Annotated in this window: 10 protein-coding genes; 8 read left to right on the top strand and 2 right to left on the bottom strand. The window is 56.9% G+C overall.

Features of this window, described 5'->3' with window-relative positions:
- Window positions 1-109 precede the first annotated feature (109 nt).
- A complete protein-coding gene (locus OHL22_RS08140; RefSeq protein WP_263335264.1) occupies window positions 110-3,910 on the bottom strand; it encodes a carboxypeptidase-like regulatory domain-containing protein in 3,801 nt (1,266 codons plus the stop codon).
- 690 nt (window positions 3,911-4,600) lie between these two features.
- On the opposite strand from OHL22_RS08140, the gene OHL22_RS08135 reads away from it, so the two are divergent.
- The 8 genes from OHL22_RS08135 to OHL22_RS08100 all read left to right on the top strand — a co-directional run bounded on the left by OHL22_RS08135 (window position 4,601) and on the right by OHL22_RS08100 (window position 17,917).
- The gene (locus OHL22_RS08135; protein WP_263335262.1) at window positions 4,601-8,233 is read left to right on the top strand and encodes a carboxypeptidase-like regulatory domain-containing protein; all 3,633 of its coding nucleotides are present in this window, start codon (window positions 4,601-4,603) and stop codon (window positions 8,231-8,233) included.
- A gap of 107 nt (window positions 8,234-8,340) precedes the next feature.
- Window positions 8,341-9,714: a bifunctional folylpolyglutamate synthase/dihydrofolate synthase gene (locus OHL22_RS08130; RefSeq protein ID WP_263335259.1), complete on the top strand. Its 1,374-nt coding sequence runs from the start codon at window positions 8,341-8,343 to the stop codon at window positions 9,712-9,714.
- Entirely contained in the window at window positions 9,711-10,511 is an 801-nt protein-coding gene (locus OHL22_RS08125; RefSeq protein ID WP_263335257.1) for a lysophospholipid acyltransferase family protein, read from the top strand. The genes OHL22_RS08130 and OHL22_RS08125 overlap by 4 nt, the downstream gene beginning before the upstream one ends.
- Before the next feature lie 87 nt (window positions 10,512-10,598).
- Window positions 10,599-10,961, top strand: a complete 363-nt coding sequence (locus tag OHL22_RS08120; protein WP_263335255.1) for a PadR family transcriptional regulator — start codon at window positions 10,599-10,601, stop codon at window positions 10,959-10,961.
- Window positions 10,958-12,079: an alpha/beta fold hydrolase gene (locus OHL22_RS08115; protein ID WP_263335253.1), complete on the top strand. Its 1,122-nt coding sequence runs from the start codon at window positions 10,958-10,960 to the stop codon at window positions 12,077-12,079. Before OHL22_RS08120 ends, OHL22_RS08115 begins: the two co-directional genes overlap by 4 nt.
- Window positions 12,080-12,196: 117 nt before the next feature.
- A complete protein-coding gene (locus OHL22_RS08110; protein WP_263335251.1) occupies window positions 12,197-12,550 on the top strand; it encodes a PadR family transcriptional regulator in 354 nt (117 codons plus the stop codon).
- 2 nt (window positions 12,551-12,552) lie between these two features.
- Entirely contained in the window at window positions 12,553-15,321 is a 2,769-nt protein-coding gene (locus OHL22_RS08105) for an ABC transporter permease (RefSeq protein ID WP_263335250.1), read from the top strand.
- A gap of 559 nt (window positions 15,322-15,880) precedes the next feature.
- Window positions 15,881-17,917 carry a putative bifunctional diguanylate cyclase/phosphodiesterase gene (locus OHL22_RS08100; RefSeq protein WP_263335248.1) on the top strand — a complete coding sequence of 679 codons (2,037 nt, stop codon included), beginning with the start codon at window positions 15,881-15,883 and terminating at the stop codon, window positions 17,915-17,917.
- Here the strand turns inward: OHL22_RS08100 and OHL22_RS08095 are convergent.
- Window positions 17,881-18,312 (bottom strand): cytochrome P460 family protein, encoded by a 432-nt coding sequence (locus tag OHL22_RS08095; protein ID WP_263335246.1) that lies wholly within the window; start codon window positions 18,310-18,312, stop codon window positions 17,881-17,883. The genes OHL22_RS08100 and OHL22_RS08095 overlap by 37 nt on opposite strands.
- Window positions 18,313-18,341: the final 29 nt, after the last annotated feature.

Raw genomic sequence — 18,341 nt, 5'->3', positions numbered from 1 at the left:
AGTAAACTCGTGCCTTTTCAAGACGGCGGGTTTGCCTCAAAACAGCGGGTTTCTTTGCAATAAAAAAGGGCTCCCGAAGGAGCCCTTGATGAATGCCACCGAAGGTTTTCTAGAATTCCAGCCGCAGCGAGAACTGCGCCACGCGCGCGTCGTCGCTGGTCAGTGCATTCGCCACTGTGGAAGCGACGCCTGTGATCTGACCGAAGTTGGAAGCGTTGGTGACGATGTTCATGTTTGGCGTGCCGAAGTTGGGGTGGTTGAAGAGGTTGAATGCATCCGCGCGGAATTTCAGGTTGACCCTGTCCCCAATGATGGGGAAGGTCTTCGCGAGTCCTGCATCGAAGTAGAAGGCACCAGGACCGCGTACCAGGTTGCGCTGTCCGTATTCCAAGCCGATCGGTCCGCGGAACTCGGAGAGCACTTTGGCTGCACCATCGGCTCCGCCAGCGAAGGCGTAGACGGTGTTGCTGGAGTGGTCCACATTTACCTTGGTCTTCAGGTCGCTTGTGCTGTTACCGGTAAAGATAGCCGGATCGTTATTGTCAAACGAAGCCAGGAAGGCGTCGGCGAAGGGAGTGACGGCAAGGCCCGTGCGATAACTGGGCAGGCCGGATAAGCTCCATCCGCCGATGGTCTCATCGACCCATCGCGGAGTTGAGCTTGCGAATGTTCTGCCGCGCCCGAAGGGCAGGGCATACACAAAGTTAGAGGTGATCTCCTGCCGGACGTCGAAGTCGGAGCTGCCACGGCATGCGCGCGGCTGCAGGACGTCGCAGATGAAGCCGCTGTTGTTGTACAGCGAGTTGTTGGCGGAGCTCAACGAGCTGTTGTCGATGGAGTGCGACCAGGTGTAGTTGAACTCGAACTGCAGACCCTGTGACAGGTTCTTGTCCAACGTGAGCAGCAGGCCGTGGTAGTTTGAGTTGCCCATGTTGGTCAGGTAGGCGTTGGTGCCGAACTGAGACGGAATTCCGATGTTCGTGGGTAGAAATCCCGTCAGCCCTTCATAGTAGGTATAAAAGGCCAACGTCTGGAGGGAATCGGATATGTCTCCGCGGACGGCTAATTGGCCGGCCAGGCAAGCCACCAGGGTGGTGTTATTGGTGATGTTGGGGCAGCCGGGAAGTGGTCCTACCGCCGCGCCAGTGCCAGGAGCCAGAACATCCTCAAACCATGGCTCAGTCCTCAGGTTTCCGCCCGCCCGCAAATCGGTTGTCAAGCCGGCGAAGGCCTGGACCATTGTCTGGTTCGATTGGCCTGTGTAATCGGGAACGTTGATGACCTGGTTCGCATCGGCATCCGTGAGCAGCCGACGTCCGAGTCTGCCGACATAATTCAGCTTCATGATCAGATGGCCCGGAAACTCCTGCTGGATTCCAGCGTTGAGAGCAATCGAATAGGGATCCTTGAGGTTGGGGCTGATGACAAAACCGGTTTCTCCAGCCGCCAGTCCGAATGGGGTTCCTGTGCTGTCTATCCATGGAACGTATGGCGTGGTGACAGGCAGAGGCGCTGGATTCAGAGTTGAATCGTACGCCAGGTTGGCGCCGACGCGGGGGTCGGTTGCGAGCGATGCGCGGACTGTGGAGCCGCCAAACTGGTTCGTGACCGTATTCGCGAACATGTTGGGAACCTGGTCCTGCAGGAAGTTGACCGAGTTGATCACGGCGCGGTCATAGACAATGGCAGCGCTGCCGTTGATCACCGTCTTGCCTGAGCCGTACGGAGTGTAAGCAAAGGCGATGCGGGGTGCAAAGTCCTTGTAGGACGGCTGGTACATGTCCGGTCCGTGGTTGACCTTGCCACCCAGTACGAAGCTATAGATGGGCAGTCCTGTGCTGCTGGTATCGCCCGCCGTGCTCTGAGCCAAGCGATCATTGATGAACGTGTTCAGGTTAATGGGGGTTGGAACTGATTCGCTTCCATGCGCCTCGTACGGCACGGTGTAGAACTGGTAGCGCAGGCCATAGGAAAGCGTCAGCTTTTTGTTCACTCTCCAGGTGTCGCCGACATAAGCCTCGGTCTGGTAATAGCGATAAGCTCTTGGGCTGCCGCCGCCCAGCGCCTGTGCCTGGCCCTGGTTGTTGTAGACGAAATTGGTAGAGATGTCTCCGATTACACCGAGAGCGCTGGCAAACAGATTGTCGTAGTCATTGATTGCAACGTTGTTCGGGCCCTGGTTGATGTCGGCGGGACGAAGGGATGCATTGAGGCCACCGCTAAGCGCCGAGCCCTGCAAACCGACGCCGACAAAGTTGAAGTTGTTGATCAGGTTGCTGTTCGTCTTGATGAACTTGAAGGTTCCACCGAAGGTCAGGCTGTGCGCGCCGATCTGCCAGTTGAAGTCATCGCGGACGACCGGAATGGGAACGCGGCGCTGCTGTCCGTCAAAGGACGTGTAGGGTCCATCTATATTGGAAAAGCTGTACTGGTCGGGTCCGGTTGGATTGTAGAGATCCGGAAAGCTGTACTTGGAGATGGTATCGCCATAGTAGAACTGGTTGACCTTGTTGGCGCCGATCGCCCAGGTGTGGCTTATGACATAGGCGTAGCTGCGATCGGTATAAGGATGCGTGGACGGGTCCGTTGCGAACTCGGGGAGGTTTTCCACGGCATTCTCACGGTTGATGGTGAAGCGTCCGAAGATTCTCTGTTTGGAGGTCAGGGTATAGTCGACGCGGCCGACGTAGGTGGTGTCGATATCGGGTGTCGGGTAGGTGAAACGATAGCCGCCGGTGTTGACGCCGTCGCCCCGGCTCAGGTCATTGGCTTCCGGATAGCGGGAGGTGATCAGGGACTGCACGTTGGGATTGAAACCGATACCTGCCGGGTCAAGGGTAGCGATTTGTCCTGGCGTCAAGGTCGTGATGCACTGTGGCTGCGTACTGAGGCGGCTGCTATCGCCGCATCCTGCGCCGCTGTTGATGTAATTGAGCTCTCCGTTGCGGAAAACATCGAGAGGAACGGTTCGTTCGTCCGTGCTCGACTGGATGATGCGTGAGTCGGCGAAATCAAAGAAAAAGAAGAGTTTGTCCCGCTTGATCGGTCCGCCGAGATTGCCGCCGAACTGGTTGCGGATCAGGGGCGTGCGCGGAAGTCCGTTGAGATTGTTGAACCATGTATTCGCCACGGTCGTCGTATCGCGATGGTACTCATTGACGTTGCCGTGAAATTGGTTGGTGCCGCTCTTCGTCACCAGTTGAAACTGCGCGCCGCTTCCGGTTCCGATGGAAGGGGTCAGTCCGGCGACGGTTCCCGTGAATTGCTGCACTGAGTCAACTGGAGCCGTGGCAACGATGGCAAAGGTCCCATTCGCCGCTGCGATGTCGTTCACATCCAGGCCGTCCACTGTAACCGAACTCTGATCGATACGTGCGCCAGTGACAGAGCCCTGAAAGGAATCGACGCCCGGCTGCTGTACAAAGAGGGTCTGGATTCCGGCGGTACGGTCATAAACCGGAAGCTCATTTAGCTGTTCAATGCTGAGGTTGTTGCCGATCGATGCGTCGGTTGTGTCCAGCGTTACATTTGCATTCTCCGCAGAGATGGCAACGGTCTGCACGACGTTGCCGGGCGCCAGATGAACATTCTGGGTACGAGTCACACCGACGTTCAGAGCCAAGTCTGAAACCGTGAATGTCTCAAAGCCCTGGAGCGACACCGTCAACTTATATGAGTTTCCGGGGGGAAGGCTTGTGATCGTATAGGAGCCCTCAGCATTGGATGTTGCTTTGAAACTCGCCCCGGTGGCTGTGTTTGTGAGTTCAATGGCCGCACCTGGAATTACGGCGCCACTCGTATCTGTAACTGTGCCAGTAATGGACGATGCATCCTGAGCGTAGGTCACTCCGCAGCAGAGCAACAAGGCAACGAAGAGCCAAGTCTTCGCCAACATACCTTTAAAAGGCATTCTTTACCTCCAACAAATCCGTTGTGTTTATGCACTTACAAATTTTCCGCAAGCACACGGAATCTGATTCATATATGTGTGGGCATCTATATTGCGGGATATCGTGCGGTTTTTAGTGCGTGACACCCCGCGAAATGTGCCTCTGTTAGTGCGGACGGAATATTGTCGGTATGGGACGAAAATCCAAAGGGACTCACCATATTACGCAACTTTATGACCAAACTGCCGACCTAACAGGCTTAAGCTCTAAGTCGCACATTATAAGGATGTTATTGCGCGCACCCTCGGATCGGTGTGGATAACCTGACGACTCGATCTATTGAAATCGATACCATCTATACAAAATCGCATATCGATTTTGGGTGATTCGCAGGTTTTTATAGTTAGGAAAGCCGCGAAAACTGATTTTCCACGAAAATTCATATGTTTTTCGGGTTTCTACAAAAAACCATAACCGCGTTTGCGCATTCCATTGCGCTAAGTTAAAGACTCCTAAATAGTTATGTGGGTGGTCAGAATGGCCCCGAAAATGCAGTTATTAGATTTAATTCATTTGTATTGCAACATGCAGTTTTTGCAAGTTTTGAACTGACTCAAGGCAAGACCGAAGATCCTCTGGGGAAGGATTCAGATGGATTCAAAGCTGCCGCCATTCCCAACCCATAACCGTCCCTTGGGAGGAAATCCTGAATGCTGTACTCAAAGAAGTATCTGGCCTCGCTCGTTTGCGCCTTTGCGCTCGCGACTGGGCTGATCGTAGTTAATTCTATTGCTCCAGTTGCTTTGGCTCAGGCTGATCTCGGCTCCATCTCCGGTACCGTCACCGATGCATCCGGCGCTGTGATCGCTAACGCCAATATCACAATAACCAACAAGGCCACGGGCGCACAACGGGTCACGACCTCTAACGGCAAAGGCGAGTACTCCATCACGCAGATCAATCCGGGTGACTATACGATCAGCGTGACCTCTTCGGGCTTTGGCACCACCACTCAGGATTTCACGCTTACGGTCGGCTCCGAGCGAGCCATCAGCATCCAGCTCGCTGTCGCCGGTGCTCAGACCCAGGTCAGCGTCTCTGCCGATGACACCACGACTCCGAATTCCGAGAACGCTGAAGTTTCCACCGTCATTACGAATCAGCAGATCCAGAGCCTGCCTCTGGCTGACCGTGATCCATACGGCTTGGTGGATCTCGCGGGAAACGCCTCGACCATGACGATGGGCGGCAACCGTGGCGTTGGCTATAACCTTGCCGGAGGCCGTTCTGCTTCGGTCGATATCCTTCTCGATGGCGCTGAGAATACGGATGTCTATGCTGTCGGCGTCGGCCAGACTATCCCGCAGGACGCAATGCAGGAGTTCTCTGTCGTCGTCTCCGGTGAGGGCGCTGAGCTCGGCCGCTCCTCCAGTGGCGCTGTGAACGTCTCGACAAAGTCCGGCACCAATCAGTTCCATGGCGATGTCTACGATTACAACCGTATCTCGACCTTCGCTTCGGATGGATTCAACAACAACGCCCTTTACGCTGCCGGCGACCTGGCGAACCCTAAGTCACGCTACACGCACAACCAGTTCGGCTACTACGCGGGGGGGCCGATCGTCCGCGACAAGCTCTTCTTCTCGTCTGCGACGGAGTGGACCCGCATCCGCAGCGAAGCCACTGTCGTCTCCGAGGTTCCGACGCCGCAGCTCATCGGCATGTCCTCGACAAATATGCAGGCCTACTTCGCTCAGTACGGTACCCTTGCCGACCCGATCAACGGCCGTACCTATACTGGTGCGGACATCCTGCAAGAAGGTGTCTTCGGAACGGACGTACTTACGATCGCCGAATCTGAGACAGGCGCTGTGAGTACAAAAGCCGATCCGATCACGAGCTGCAGTGATCCAAGGATCGCAAACGCCCCAATCTGCACTACCGCGCTGTTTGGAACCGTCACCTACCAGACCCCCGGTGACTCCGGCGGCGGTACTCCTGTCAACCAGTGGATCAACTTCGATCGTGTTGACTGGACTCTGACCCCGAAGACTTCGCTCTATGGCCGCTATATCCAGCAGAGCACCGTCAACCCCGCAGGCAGCAACAACACCAGCCCCTATGCTGGTTACAACACCGGCATCACCCAGTACAACCATTCCCTGCTGGCTTCGGTCACGCACGTTTTTACCTCAAACTTCGCCGAGAATACGAAGATCCTGCTGACTCGCTTCAACAACCAGCAGCCTCTAGGTGCGGTGCCGGTTAGCCCCACGCTCTATACCAATCCAGGCGGATCGGTGACTGTCGGTTCCGGCTCAGTCTACTTCCCCGGCTATCTGCCGACTTCTCCCGGTGCAGCCATTCCGTTCGGTGGTCCACAGAACTTCATTCAGGTCGGCGAAGACCTTAGCTGGACCCACGGCAAGCACAACATCAAGTTCGGCGGTTCGTTCCTGTACATCAAGGACAACCGTGTCTTCGGCGCATATGAGAATGCCGTCGATGCTCTTGTCACCACCGGGAGCAGTGGAGCTCTTGTCAATTTCCTCAGCGGTTCACTCGATGAGGTTCAGGTTGCTCTCAACCCCAACGGGGCCTTTCCCTGCTCTCGTGATCTGACGACCGGTGTGTTAAACGAAACCACTGCGTGCCAGATTCAGACTCCGGCGACGTCGCCGAACTTCTCCCGCAGCAATCGTTACGACGATTCATCTCTCTACGTTCAGGACACCTGGCACGCATCCCCGCAGCTCTCACTGACTGCAGGCCTGCGCTGGGAAGTCTATGGTCCGCAGCACTCTCAGCGTGCCGCTTACGACGCGAACTTTTTCATGGCCAGTGGCAGCAATGAGTTCGACGACATTCGCAATGGCATCGTGCAGACTCGTGCGACTGCGCCGAATGGACGCCTCTGGAACCTTAACCTCAAGCAGTTCGGACCTCGTTTCGGCTTTGCCTATGATGTCGCCGGTAATGGCAAGACTGTAATCCGTGGCGGCTACAGCATCTCTTACGAGCGCAACTTTAACAACGTAACCTACAACGTCATCCAGAACCCGCCGAACTACGGCGTCATTGCACTGACGAGCACGACCAACCCGACGCCGATCAGCACGAACAATCTCGGCGCTTTCGGCACGGCCATCGGACCGCAACCGCTGCCGCCCGTCACTCTTCGCGCCGTGGACCCGAACATCAAGCCCGCATACGCGCATAACTGGAACCTGACGCTGGAGCATCAGCTCGGAACCGACACGCTGGTCTCCATCGGCTACATCGGTACGCGCGGTATTCACAACTACTCAATTTCCAACTTCAACCGCTCCTTCTCGGGTATCAATTACCTGGACGACGCGCCAACGACGGTAACGGGCTTTACACAGAACCGCCTCAATCCGCAGTACTCCAACATCAACTGGCGTGGTGCGGACGGCGACAGTTACTACGAAGCAGTCAACCTTAGTGTTCGTTCCAATAACGTTCGCAAAACGGGCCTTTCCGTGACGGCGAACTACACCTACGGTCATTCGCTCGATAACACCAGCTCCACCTTCAGCGACGGCGCGAACACCGACGGTGGTGGCACTGTTCTGGGCTATCTCGATCCCTTCAACCATGGTCTCGATCTCGGTAACTCGGATTTCGACATCCGCCATCGCGTCGCGGCTAGCCTTACCTATAACCTGCCGTTCTTTGAGCACAGCAGCAACGGAATCCTGAAGTCAGTACTAGGCGGTTTCGTCGCCAGCACGATCTTCACGGCCCAAACCGGCAACCCGTACAGTCTCTACGACTGCTACTTCGGTTACACCGAGTGCGTTCGCGCCAGCTTCGTGGGGCAGCGTCCTAAGAAGAACAGCACGCTCAGGGACATCAGCAGCACGTACGGTCCGAATACCTACTCCTATCAGGACTTTCCGGCCTACTTCAACGCGGACGGCAGCAACAATCTTTCTGCCTACAACGAGTGGGTCAATCCTGCACTCAACGCTTACTGGGATGAGATTGAAGGCGCCCCGGCAGGTACGCCGATCTGCTGCTCAGACACCCCGCTTCCTGGCGGCTCTGGTCTCGCAAATGGCGGCTTCGTCACTGGCATGGATAACCGCAACTCCTACTACGGCCCCGGTACCTGGGATGAAGATCTGCGTGTTGCCAAGGCGTTCAAGTTCCGTGAGCGTTATGGAATCAACCTCAGCGCTACCTTCATCAACGTCTTCAACCACGCCAACACCTTTGTGAATGGCGGCTTTGACGCGGATGTCTCGGAGGTTCCGGGCATGTTTGCATTCAAGAGCGGCAACCGCAACACCGAACTCGAAGCAAAATTCGTGTTCTAAGCCGGCTCTCAGCCGAAGAGAAAGGGCGTCCTGCGGGATGCCCTTTTGCTTTTCTGTGTTTCGCTTATGGGCCGGCTGGGGTCGTTGCTCCCTTAGAATAAAAAGACATGTCTTACGCCGAAGCCATCGATCATCTCAGCGCGCTGGTGCCTGAACTGGCACCCAATCCGAGCCAGCCGCGCCGCAAGTTTTCTTTGGATGAGATCGGTACGCTCTGCGCGGCTCTTGGCGATCCGCAGAAGAAATTTCCGTCGGTGCTGATTGCGGGCACGAACGGTAAAGGCTCTACGGCTTCAACACTTGCTGCCATTGCGCGCGAGTCGGGTCTGCGGGTTGGCTTGTACACATCGCCGCATCTGGATCGTGTGAATGAGCGCATCCGTATCGGAACTCCCGGTCCAGAGGGAGCTATTCACGAGATTACAGATGATGATTTTGCGCGCGCCTACTTTCGTGTCGACGACACTGCGCGCAAGCTTGTGGCCGAGGGCGGGCTTGCTCACTACCCTTCTTACTTTGAACTGCTGACCGCTGTTGCGTTTGTGTATTTCGCCGAGCCTGCGGCTGGCGCGGCTCCGGTGGATCTGGCGGTTCTTGAAGTGGGCCTGGGAGGACGCCTTGACGCAACCAACATTGTCTCTCCGCTTATCTCGGTTATCACGGATATCTCGCTGGACCACCAGGAGTGGCTTGGTTCTACGATCACTTTGATCGCTCGCGAGAAGGCGGGCATTCTCCGCGCCAATGGCACGCTGGTCACGCTGCCGCAACATCCTGAAGCGAATCAGGCACTCGGAGAAATTGCGACAGAGCTGAATGTTCGCGGCATCAATGCGGCGGTCTATACGCCGCCGATCGGAACTGGCCCGACAGCGTCGTACCCGTTGGAGGTGATGGGCAGCGAGATCGTCGTCGATTCGCCGCTCAAGGGAGCGCATCAGCATCGCAATATCGCGCTGGCCATTGCTACTGCGGTTGAGCTGGCGGGGACCTATCACTTTCCCATTACTGCCGGTTCGATTGAACGCGGCATTCACGCGACTAGCTGGCCGGGACGTCTTGAGCCGGTTGTCGTGGCCGGGTATCCGGAGATTGTGATCGATGTGGCTCACAATCCTGCGGGCGCGTGGGCTCTGCGCGCCGCTCTCAATGCCGCGGATGCGGGTTCTCCGCAAGTCCTCATCTTTGGCTGCCTGCGTGACAAACCGCTGGCTGAGATGACGCAGATTCTGTTCCCGATCTTCGACCATGTCATCCTGGCGCCGATCCATTCGCCGCGGGCTACGCCGATTGAGGATCTCGTTGCTGCGGCGGAAGCGGTTGGCGTTGCTCATAGTGCAACGAATTCAGTACCGGACGCAATCGAAGCAGCGCTCAGCCTTAAGCCTGCCCGCATTGTGATTAGCGGCAGCGTCTATCTTGTCGGCGAAGCGCGGCATCATCTGCTGACGCTTGCCGCGCCACAGGATCTCGTACGGTGAGACCCCGCACGCTACCCCTCATGCTTCGGATACGCAGCAACATCATGCTGGCCCCTGTCTTTTTTCTGGGTACGGCTTTTTTCGGCAGCATCGCTCTTGTCGCGTCACTGTTTGATAAATCCGGGCGTGTGCAGCATCGCGTTGCGCAGCTCTGGGCGCGCTTTTCGGTTGCATGTTCGCTATCGCGGGTGCGGGTTATCGGGGTGGAGAATCTGGCGAGTCTTTTTCCGCCGCAACCACCGGGCAGCAAACCGGGTGACTGCATTCCATGCGCGCAGCCATGCGTGTTCGCCGCGAACCATACGTCGTACATGGATACGCCGGTTGTCTTCTCTTCGCTGCCGGTGCAGTTTCGCATCCTCGCGAAAAAAGAGCTTTTCGGGTTGCCCTTTATCGGCTGGTATCTCACGCGCTCGGGACAACTGCCGATCGATACGGCCAATCCGCGGGCTACGCTTTCGAGCTTTGCGGCGGGGGTGCGGACACTTCGTGCAGGTCTGAGTGTGTTTGTTTTTCCGGAGGGTGCGCGTACACCAACGGGCGAGCTGCAGTCCTTTCTGAATGGCGCTGCGTTTCTGGCGATTCGGGCGAAGGCGCCGCTGGTGCCGATCGCGCTGATCGGCGTGTACGATCTGCTGCCGATTCACACCAGGCATTTCTACCCGTCGCGAACGCCGATCAAGCTAGTCTTCGGGCGGCCCATCTCTACCGAGGGCCACAGTCCGCGCGAAAGTGAAGCGCTGACGGAAGAACTGCGGAATGCGATCGACGACCTGATTCAGCAGCATCGGAGTTAATAGACTGCGCTCAAAAAGTGAGCGGTTGCGATGTGCTTGACAATATCGATTTTGGATATATCATAAACCGATATAGAGGAGCACTTCATGAGCAGAGAGCGACAGATTGATGACGACTTGCTGGAAAATCTCCCTTTGCCAACCGCAGCTTTCTTTGTGCTTTTCGCGCTTGCCGAAGGAGAGAAGCATGGATACCGCATCATGCAGGATATTCGCGAGCTTTCCGGAGGCACTTTTTCGGTAGGGCCTGCGACGCTGTACACGACGATCAAGAAGCTGTCGGATCAGGGTTTCATTGGTGAAACGACCGATTCGGGCGAAGACAGACGCAGAATCTACGCTCTGACGCGGACGGGAAAGCGTCTTCTGGATGCGGAGTTTCGCCGTCAGCAGCAACTGCTGGATCTTGCACGCAGGAAGCGGATTCTGCGGATCGGAGAGCAGAAATGAATCGCGCATACCGTGCTCACTGCTATCTCTTCGACTGCCTGCTGACGTTGCAGAGCGATGAGCTCTTTGCTCGATACGGAGAGGAGATGCGGTCGGTCTTTGAAGATGAGCTGAGTGACGCGTGGCAGCAAGGCACAGTAGCGATTATTCGCGTCTGGCTGGAGATACTGGCGGAAACCATTACGCTGATTATGCCGCGCTATGTTGCGCGAGTGCGGTTGTTGTTTGCTGCCAGCGCGCTGGCAACCGCGATTACTGTCGGCTCTGCTTTCGGCTTCTGTACGCTTGGGCCGACTCCTGTAGTCCACGCCAGCGTGCAGGGATTGTCGAGTGCTCAAAGCAGCGCTCAACTCGCGTCATCCGGCAGCGTGGTTCCGCTTCCCGATGGGCATCACATGTATCTCGAGTGTTCGGGAGATCCCAATGCACGGCCAACCGTGATTCTCGCTAATGGGAAGGGGCTGGGCACTGCCGATGCGTGGGTGAAGGTTCAGCAACTGGTGCCCTTGTCGATTCGAACGTGCAGTTACGATGCGATCGGGGCGGGACGCAGCGATCACATTCAGGAGCCCCATCCGGAGTTGAGTCCTATCGATCAGGTGGTTGCGGAAATGCACGAGCTTTTCGAGGCTGCACATCTTAAGCAGCCTTATGTGCTTGCCGGGGCTTCGGCGGGAGGCATCCTGATTCGGCGCTATCAGCAGCAGTATCCGCGTGAGGTCGCCGGGCTCGTGTTTGTAGACTCGGCGCATGAGGAGCAAGTGTGGCGCATTGCTGCGATCTCGAAAGACCTTGATCCGAACTGGAATAATCCTGAATCTCTACGGGCGAATGGCTTTCTTCCCGATAGCCAGAAGCTTACCTGGCACGCGGATATTCCACTGATCGTTCTGGAGCGCACGGAGAAGCCTCCGCGCTCTGCTTTTCCATCGCTTAACGAGCAGCAATTCGACGCATTGAACGCGGAATGGCATAACCATCAGGTGGATCTCGCCAGCCGGTCCAAGTATGGGCAGCTTCGGGCAGTTGCCGGTGCGGGGCATTTTATGCACCAGCAGAGGCCGGATGCGATTGCGGAGGCAATTCAGGATGTAGTCCGGCAAGCTAACGCGCACTGATCTCATCCCGATCAGTTTTAAACTCTCCGATCCGTATTTTCCGTTGCTGTCTTTTCTCCTATGGACATTGCAAAGGAATTTTGCTACTCTCCTTTGCAATGCCCATAGGAGTGAGAAATGCCGCGTAAAAGTGAGGAAAAATCGGAAGTCCTTCAAGGAACGCTGGATCTGATGATTCTGAAGACGCTGCAATCGATGGGCGCGCAGCATGGATTTGGCATTGCGCGGCGCATCGAGCAGGTGAGTGAGGATGTCCTTACGCTGAATGAAGGAACTGTGTATACGGCGCTGTTGCGGCTGGAGCTGAACGGCTGGATCAGCTCCGAATGGGGCTTATCAGAAAACAACCGCAAGGCGCGCTACTACGCAATCACCAAGCGCGGCATGAAGCAGCTTGAAGCCGAAACCGAAAACTGGCAGCGCATCGCAGGTGTGATTGGTCGCGTGCTGGCGCAGGAAGGGCGCGGTTAACGATGCGCGCCGTGATTGCATTTCTCGCCCGCATGCGCAACCTCGTTACCGGGAGCCGCGACGACGCGCGCTTCGAAGCTGAGATTGAGACGCACATCGCGCTGCTCAGCGAACGATTTATCCAGCAGGGGATGACGCCAAAGCAGGCGACACGGGCTGCTCGCCGCCAGTTCGGCAATGCAGACCTGCAGCACCAGCAGAGACGCGATTCCCGTACGTTCTCCGGGCTCCTGGCGCTTGGTCGCGACCTGCGGTTCGCTGTTCGGCGGCTGCTGCGCAATCCGCTGCTGGCCGTCATCGCGATTCTTTCGCTTGGCCTGGGTATCGGAGCCAACACAGCGATTGTTTCGGTTGCCCGCGGCGTGCTTCTCGATCCGCTTCCGGTGCGCGAGCCGCAGCAGCTTCGGCTTCTGACCTGGACCAGCGGTCCCCAGCTGCCCGTCCCGCCTGTCTGGGGCGATATCTATCAATCGGACAGCGGGGGTCTTGTTAGTCCGAGCTTCTCCTATCCGGCCTACCAAGCGCTCCAGCAGCATCCGGAAGCTTACTCGGCGCTCTTCGCGTTTAAAGATATTTCGCTCACCGCTACGGCTGACAACAATGCTGCGCCTGCGAGTGCGGAGCTCGTGAGCGGAAACGCTTTCGACGCACTTGGCCTTTCAGCGTCGCTGGGTCGTGTGCTCACTCCTGCCGACGACACGGTCTCCGCCGCGCCAGCCGTTGTTCTTTCGGATGCGTACTGGTCGCGGCGCTTTGGCCGCGCTCCAGGCGTGATCGGCCAGACGATCGCGCTCAACGGAGTTCCCGTCACCATTGTCGGCATTGCGCCTCAGCGTTTTACGGGACTGGATACTGCGACACCTATCGATCTCTTTGTTCCAGTGAGCCTGCAGCCGGTGCTTATTCCACGCCCGCAGAACAGCAGCATATCGGTGCTGGACAATCCGCAATCCTGGTGGCTTCAGCTCATGCTGCGTGTTCGGCCCGGTGTCTCCGATGCGCAGATTCAGGCACAACTCGACTCTGCGCTGCGTCAGGCCGCGCAGCCAGCTGCGACCTCGGCGCATGCCTTTGCTTCGCTTCATCTGGCGTTACAGCCGGGGAGCCGCGGCGTCGATGATCTTCATGGCCAATATGCTGAATCGGCTTGGATTCTGCTTTCGCTTTCCGGGCTTGTTTTATTGCTGGCCTGCGTTAATCTTGCCAATCTGCTGCTGGCGCGTGCGGCGAGCCGACGTCGTGAAATCGCTACACGCCTGGCACTCGGTGCTCGGCGCTCTCATATTCTGCGCCAGCTTCTCACGGAAACTGTACTGCTTGCGCTTCTTGGCGGCTTTGCCGGGCTCGGTCTTGCGTTTTTCGCTCGCAACGCTATACCGGCCATGCTTGCGCGCTCTGGCGGCTCAGAAATACCTTCCGCGCTTACCAGCGCGTTTGATCTCCGCATTCTCGCGTTTGCCGCAGCCATCTCACTTCTCTGCGGAATGCTTACGGGCTTGCTTCCGGCGCTGACCGCTATTCGTGCCGCGCAGGGCGCTGCGGCTCTTAAAGATTCGCCGTACGCGGCAAGCAGCCCCTCACTTTCTGGTTCGGCACGCCTCGGACTTGGGGCATCGCTGGTTGTCCTTCAGATTGCTCTCTCCACGATTCTTCTCGCGGGCGCGGCGCTCTTTGTGCGCACCCTTATCAATCTGAGCCATGTTTCGCTGGGTTTCGAGTCGAATCACATCCTGCTCTTCCGGCTCAACCCGCCGCGCTCGCTCTACGATGACGCAAAAGGCGTGGCACTTTTCCGCCGGCTGCAGGAAAATCTTGCCGCTATTCCTGGTGTTCGCTCTGTTTCGATGAGCAATATCGCGATTATCGGTGACGGACATTCCGGCTCAAGCTTCCACATTCCCGGTACGCCGCACCATAATCCCGAGATTCGCGTTCAGGAAAACAGTATTACGGACGATTTCTTTTCCACGCTCGGTATTCCGCTGCTTCAGGGCCGCCGCTTCGACTCCACTGATACTCCAGCCTCGCCGCCCGTCGCGGTCATCAATCAGGCGCTTGCGCAAAGCTTCTTCCCGCACACGAATCCTATCGGCCTCACCTTCGAGATCGATGCGGATGAGATTGCGGTTCCGGTTCGCATCATTGGAATTGCCGCCAATACCCGCTATGCCGATCTGCGCGCTCCTACACCGCCAACCTTTTACCTGAGCTACCGGCAGCAGAACGAGTCGGGCCGTCGCGTCTTCACGCTGCGCACGGCTGCTGACCCGGCTACCGTGCTTCCGCAGGTTCGCGCTGTCGTTGCCGCAATCGACCCTAACCTGCCGCTGCTTGATGCGCGGTCAATGAATGAGCAGGTACGCTCGACGCTAGTGAACGAGCGTATCTTTGCCCGTCTCACGGCTGCCTTTGGTGTGCTGGCACTGATCCTCGCGTGCATTGGTATTTACGGCATCATGGCTTTCACCGTCTCCCGGCGCACGAGCGAAATCGGCATCCGGATGGCTCTTGGGGCGCAATCGCGCCAGGTGCTTGTGCTTATCCTGCGGCAGGCCACGTGGATGTCGCTTGCCGGGGTCTTCTGCGGTCTTGTGGCTACTCTCTGGCTGGCCCGGTTTATCCGCTCGATGCTGTATGGGCTGACACCTTCCGATCCAATCACGCTGGGTTTCGTTGCCATGCTGCTGATTGTGATCTCGCTACTTGCGGCCTTTGGTCCGGCACGCCGCGCTGCGCACATCGATCCCAACCAGGCGTTGCGCCATGAGTAACTCGCGACTAACTTGTCGTGGGTTGAGGGGTTAAAAGGATTCGAGGCAGGAACGCAGAAATCAAAACGCAGGGATGGACAACGAGATATCTGCCCTGCAAACGGCTGCGACATAACAGGTTAGATAAAACTCTCCTCGGTGGGCAGTTTTATGCCCGGGCGTTCTGCTGCAACCTTTGCGGCAGCGTCTCGCTTTTTGTTGGGCAAACCCAATCTTCTGCCGATAACAGGCAGTAAGAAGCCAAAAAGCATGAGGGAAAGCACACTATTGGCGGGCGGAGTGTCTTTGGCAATTGCAGCCAGCGGTTCTGTCTCTGTTTTCTATGCGGTTTATCGGAGCCGCTATGTTTCACACCTGGGCCCGCCGATTGACGGGCAGACTGAGTAGAGCTGCCGTGTCTGATCCACTTTATTCGAGCAGCGTCTCGCCCTCGGCTCATTCCGTGTCTTCCACGTGTCCAAACTCATCCTCGGACTCGTATTCGGGCACGTGTTCAGGCGCGGAAAAATGCTCAAAGCCAGCGCAAGGCATTCCCACTTCTGCTTCCGCCTCGTCCGAATTGCCTGTAGATAAATATGCCGCTCGTGTTCACCGCAATGCGGTCGCGGAATCGCGGTTTCGCAAGCAGCGTACGGCCCTTTGCGCGAGCGTCGATGGCTATTTTGGCTGGCTGATGATCCTGCAATGGGTGGCAGCTATCGCTATCGGCTGGTTGTACGTTCCTCTTAGCGGCGCAGTTTCGTTGCAGACGCGTGTTGTGACAGCCGTCGCCTATGGCGCATTTCTCACTATCATTCCTGTTTTGCTGATCCGCTTCTTTCCGGGCCACCAAAGCACGCGCCTGACCATTGCCGCGATGCAGATGCTGATGTCGTCGCTGCTCATTCATCTCATGGGCGGTCATGCCGAAGCACACTTCCACATCTTTGGCTCGCTGGCTTTTCTGGCCTTTTATCTCGACTACCAGGTGCTGCTTGTCGCTTCGATTACGATCGTTGTCGATCATGTCCTTCACGCCAGCTACTTTCCGCTTTCCGTGTTCTTTTATCATGCCGATCGACCATGGCACTGGGTTGAACTCTGCGGATGGATCGCCTTTTGCGACACATTTCTTCTTATTGCCGCGCGGGATCGCCTGCGCAGCCTGCGACGCCTGATTCGTCATGATCTGGAGCGCGACCAGTTGCTGCGTCATGCGCATTACGACGCGTTGACAGGCCTCCCGAATCGCAGCTTTCTCAGCGAGAAATGCAATGCCGCCATCCGCAACCCGGCGCAAACTGCCGACGTAGCCGACCCCGCGAACCGATCCTTCGCCTCTGAGACACCGGTCCTTCCCGATGGATTCTGCTGTCTCTACATCGATCTTGATAGCTTCGAATCGATCAATAAAGATCTCGGTCATCTGACTGGCGATGCTCTTCTTGCCCAGGCGGCAAAGCGCATCCAGCAATGCCTCGATGCGGACTGCTTTCTTGCCCGTCTCGGTGGCGATGAGTTTGTTGCGCTCGTGCCTCAAATCAAGAACCAACCGCACCGCGCCGAAGAGGCCGCACGCGCCATTCTGGGTGCGCTACTGCAGCCTTTTCACGCCGTGGACCGTACGCTCCATCTGGGAGCCAGCATTGGTATCAGCCGCTATCCGCAGGATGGCCTGGACGAAAGTGAGCTCCTCGTTAAGAGCAATCGCGCGATGTTTCATGTGAAGCGATCGGGCCGCAATGGATGCCAGATGCATTCCGCAGCTCTGCCTGATCCTGAAAACGAGCGTATCGAGAGCGAGCGCAGTTTGCATCGCGCGATCGAGCATCGCGAATTTCAGGTTCACTATCAACCTATCTATTCAGGCGGCTGCTCCATTGTTGGGTTTGAAGCGCTCATTCGCTGGACCGATCCGCTGCGCGGCAACATTCCTCCGAATCAATTCATTCCGCTTGCCGAGGAGACTGGGCTGATTGTGCAGATTGGCAGCTTCGTTTTGCATGAGGCGTGCCGGCAGGCCTCGGACTGGCATCGCCGCGGCTTGTTTCGTGGACATATTGCGGTCAATGTTTCGAGTATCGAGCTGGCTCGGCAGGACTTTGCCGATGTGGTTATCTTTACTTTGCAGCAGTACCAAACGCCGCCGCAGGCTATTGAGCTGGAAGTTACCGAGTCCGCGCTGCTGCATGATTTTCAGCTTGCCGAGCACCACCTGCGACGTCTTCACGAATACGGTATTCGCATCTCCATTGATGATTTCGGCACGGGCTATTCGTCGCTTGGCCGCCTGCGCCAGCTTACGCTCGATACTCTCAAGATTGATCGCATCTTCGTCGAGGGCGTGGCTACGGAAGGTCCCGATCGCACTGTCGTTGGCCTTATCATCTCCATGGCTCATACGCTGGGGCTTGAGGTTGTTGCTGAAGGCGTCGAAACAGAAAACCAGCTTGTCGCACTGCGTGCTCTCGCGTGCGATCAGCTTCAGGGTTTTCTTTTTTCCCGGCCTGTGCCTAAAGATCAGGCTGAGTTTTTGCTTAGCAGGCATGTGATCGCATCGAAGGAGAACGAAGACCCGCTTTACGGCATCTCGGAAGCTGTCATTCCGAGCAGATAAGTTTTTCGGCTGTTGGCGTTTGTCGCATCTTTCACTTCGTGGGCAGGATTTCCTTCGTAGCGGTGATACTCCGCAGCGGGTTTGCCGTCGGGGCCATTCTTTACCTCTACGGTTTCCAGAGAGACAAACGTGCCCGGTATACGCGCGCCGAACCAATGCGGATCGTCACGTTCGAGCCACGTCGTCAATGCCAATTCCGATCCAGCCGGATAGATCCCGGACCCTGCGTACTTCACGGCCACATCGTTGCCGGTCAGCATGGTCATGGTGCCATGCTCACGGTCATGCCGGTCAATGCCTGAGGTAATCATGCGCCACTCCAGCGCCGCGACTGGCAGCCCTGATGGCGTCCGCGCTTCGACATTCAATACATCTGCCTCCTGCGGCTTTTTCATTCCGCAGCCACTCAGGAGTGCAACAACGG

The organism is Acidicapsa dinghuensis (assembly GCF_025685685.1).
Lineage (GTDB): Bacteria > Acidobacteriota > Terriglobia > Terriglobales > Acidobacteriaceae > Acidicapsa > Acidicapsa dinghuensis.
The sequence above is the reverse complement of the archived record's forward strand: the minus strand, read 5'-3'. Positions and strand labels throughout refer to the sequence as shown.

Excerpts from the sequence above, each read along its gene's own strand:
- OHL22_RS08130 (WP_263335259.1), top strand. The coding sequence starts at position 8,341 with ATGTCTTACGCCGAAGCCATCGATCATCTCAGCGCGCTGGTGCCTGAA.
- OHL22_RS08140 (WP_263335264.1), bottom strand. The coding sequence starts at position 3,910 with ATGCCTTTTAAAGGTATGTTGGCGAAGACTTGGCTCTTCGTTGCCTTG.
- OHL22_RS08095 (WP_263335246.1), bottom strand. The coding sequence starts at position 18,312 with ATGAAAAAGCCGCAGGAGGCAGATGTATTGAATGTCGAAGCGCGGACG.
- OHL22_RS08105 (WP_263335250.1), top strand. The coding sequence starts at position 12,553 with ATGCGCGCCGTGATTGCATTTCTCGCCCGCATGCGCAACCTCGTTACC.
- OHL22_RS08115 (WP_263335253.1), top strand. The coding sequence starts at position 10,958 with ATGAATCGCGCATACCGTGCTCACTGCTATCTCTTCGACTGCCTGCTG.
- OHL22_RS08110 (WP_263335251.1), top strand. The coding sequence starts at position 12,197 with ATGCCGCGTAAAAGTGAGGAAAAATCGGAAGTCCTTCAAGGAACGCTG.
- OHL22_RS08120 (WP_263335255.1), top strand. The coding sequence starts at position 10,599 with ATGAGCAGAGAGCGACAGATTGATGACGACTTGCTGGAAAATCTCCCT.
- OHL22_RS08135 (WP_263335262.1), top strand. The coding sequence starts at position 4,601 with ATGCTGTACTCAAAGAAGTATCTGGCCTCGCTCGTTTGCGCCTTTGCG.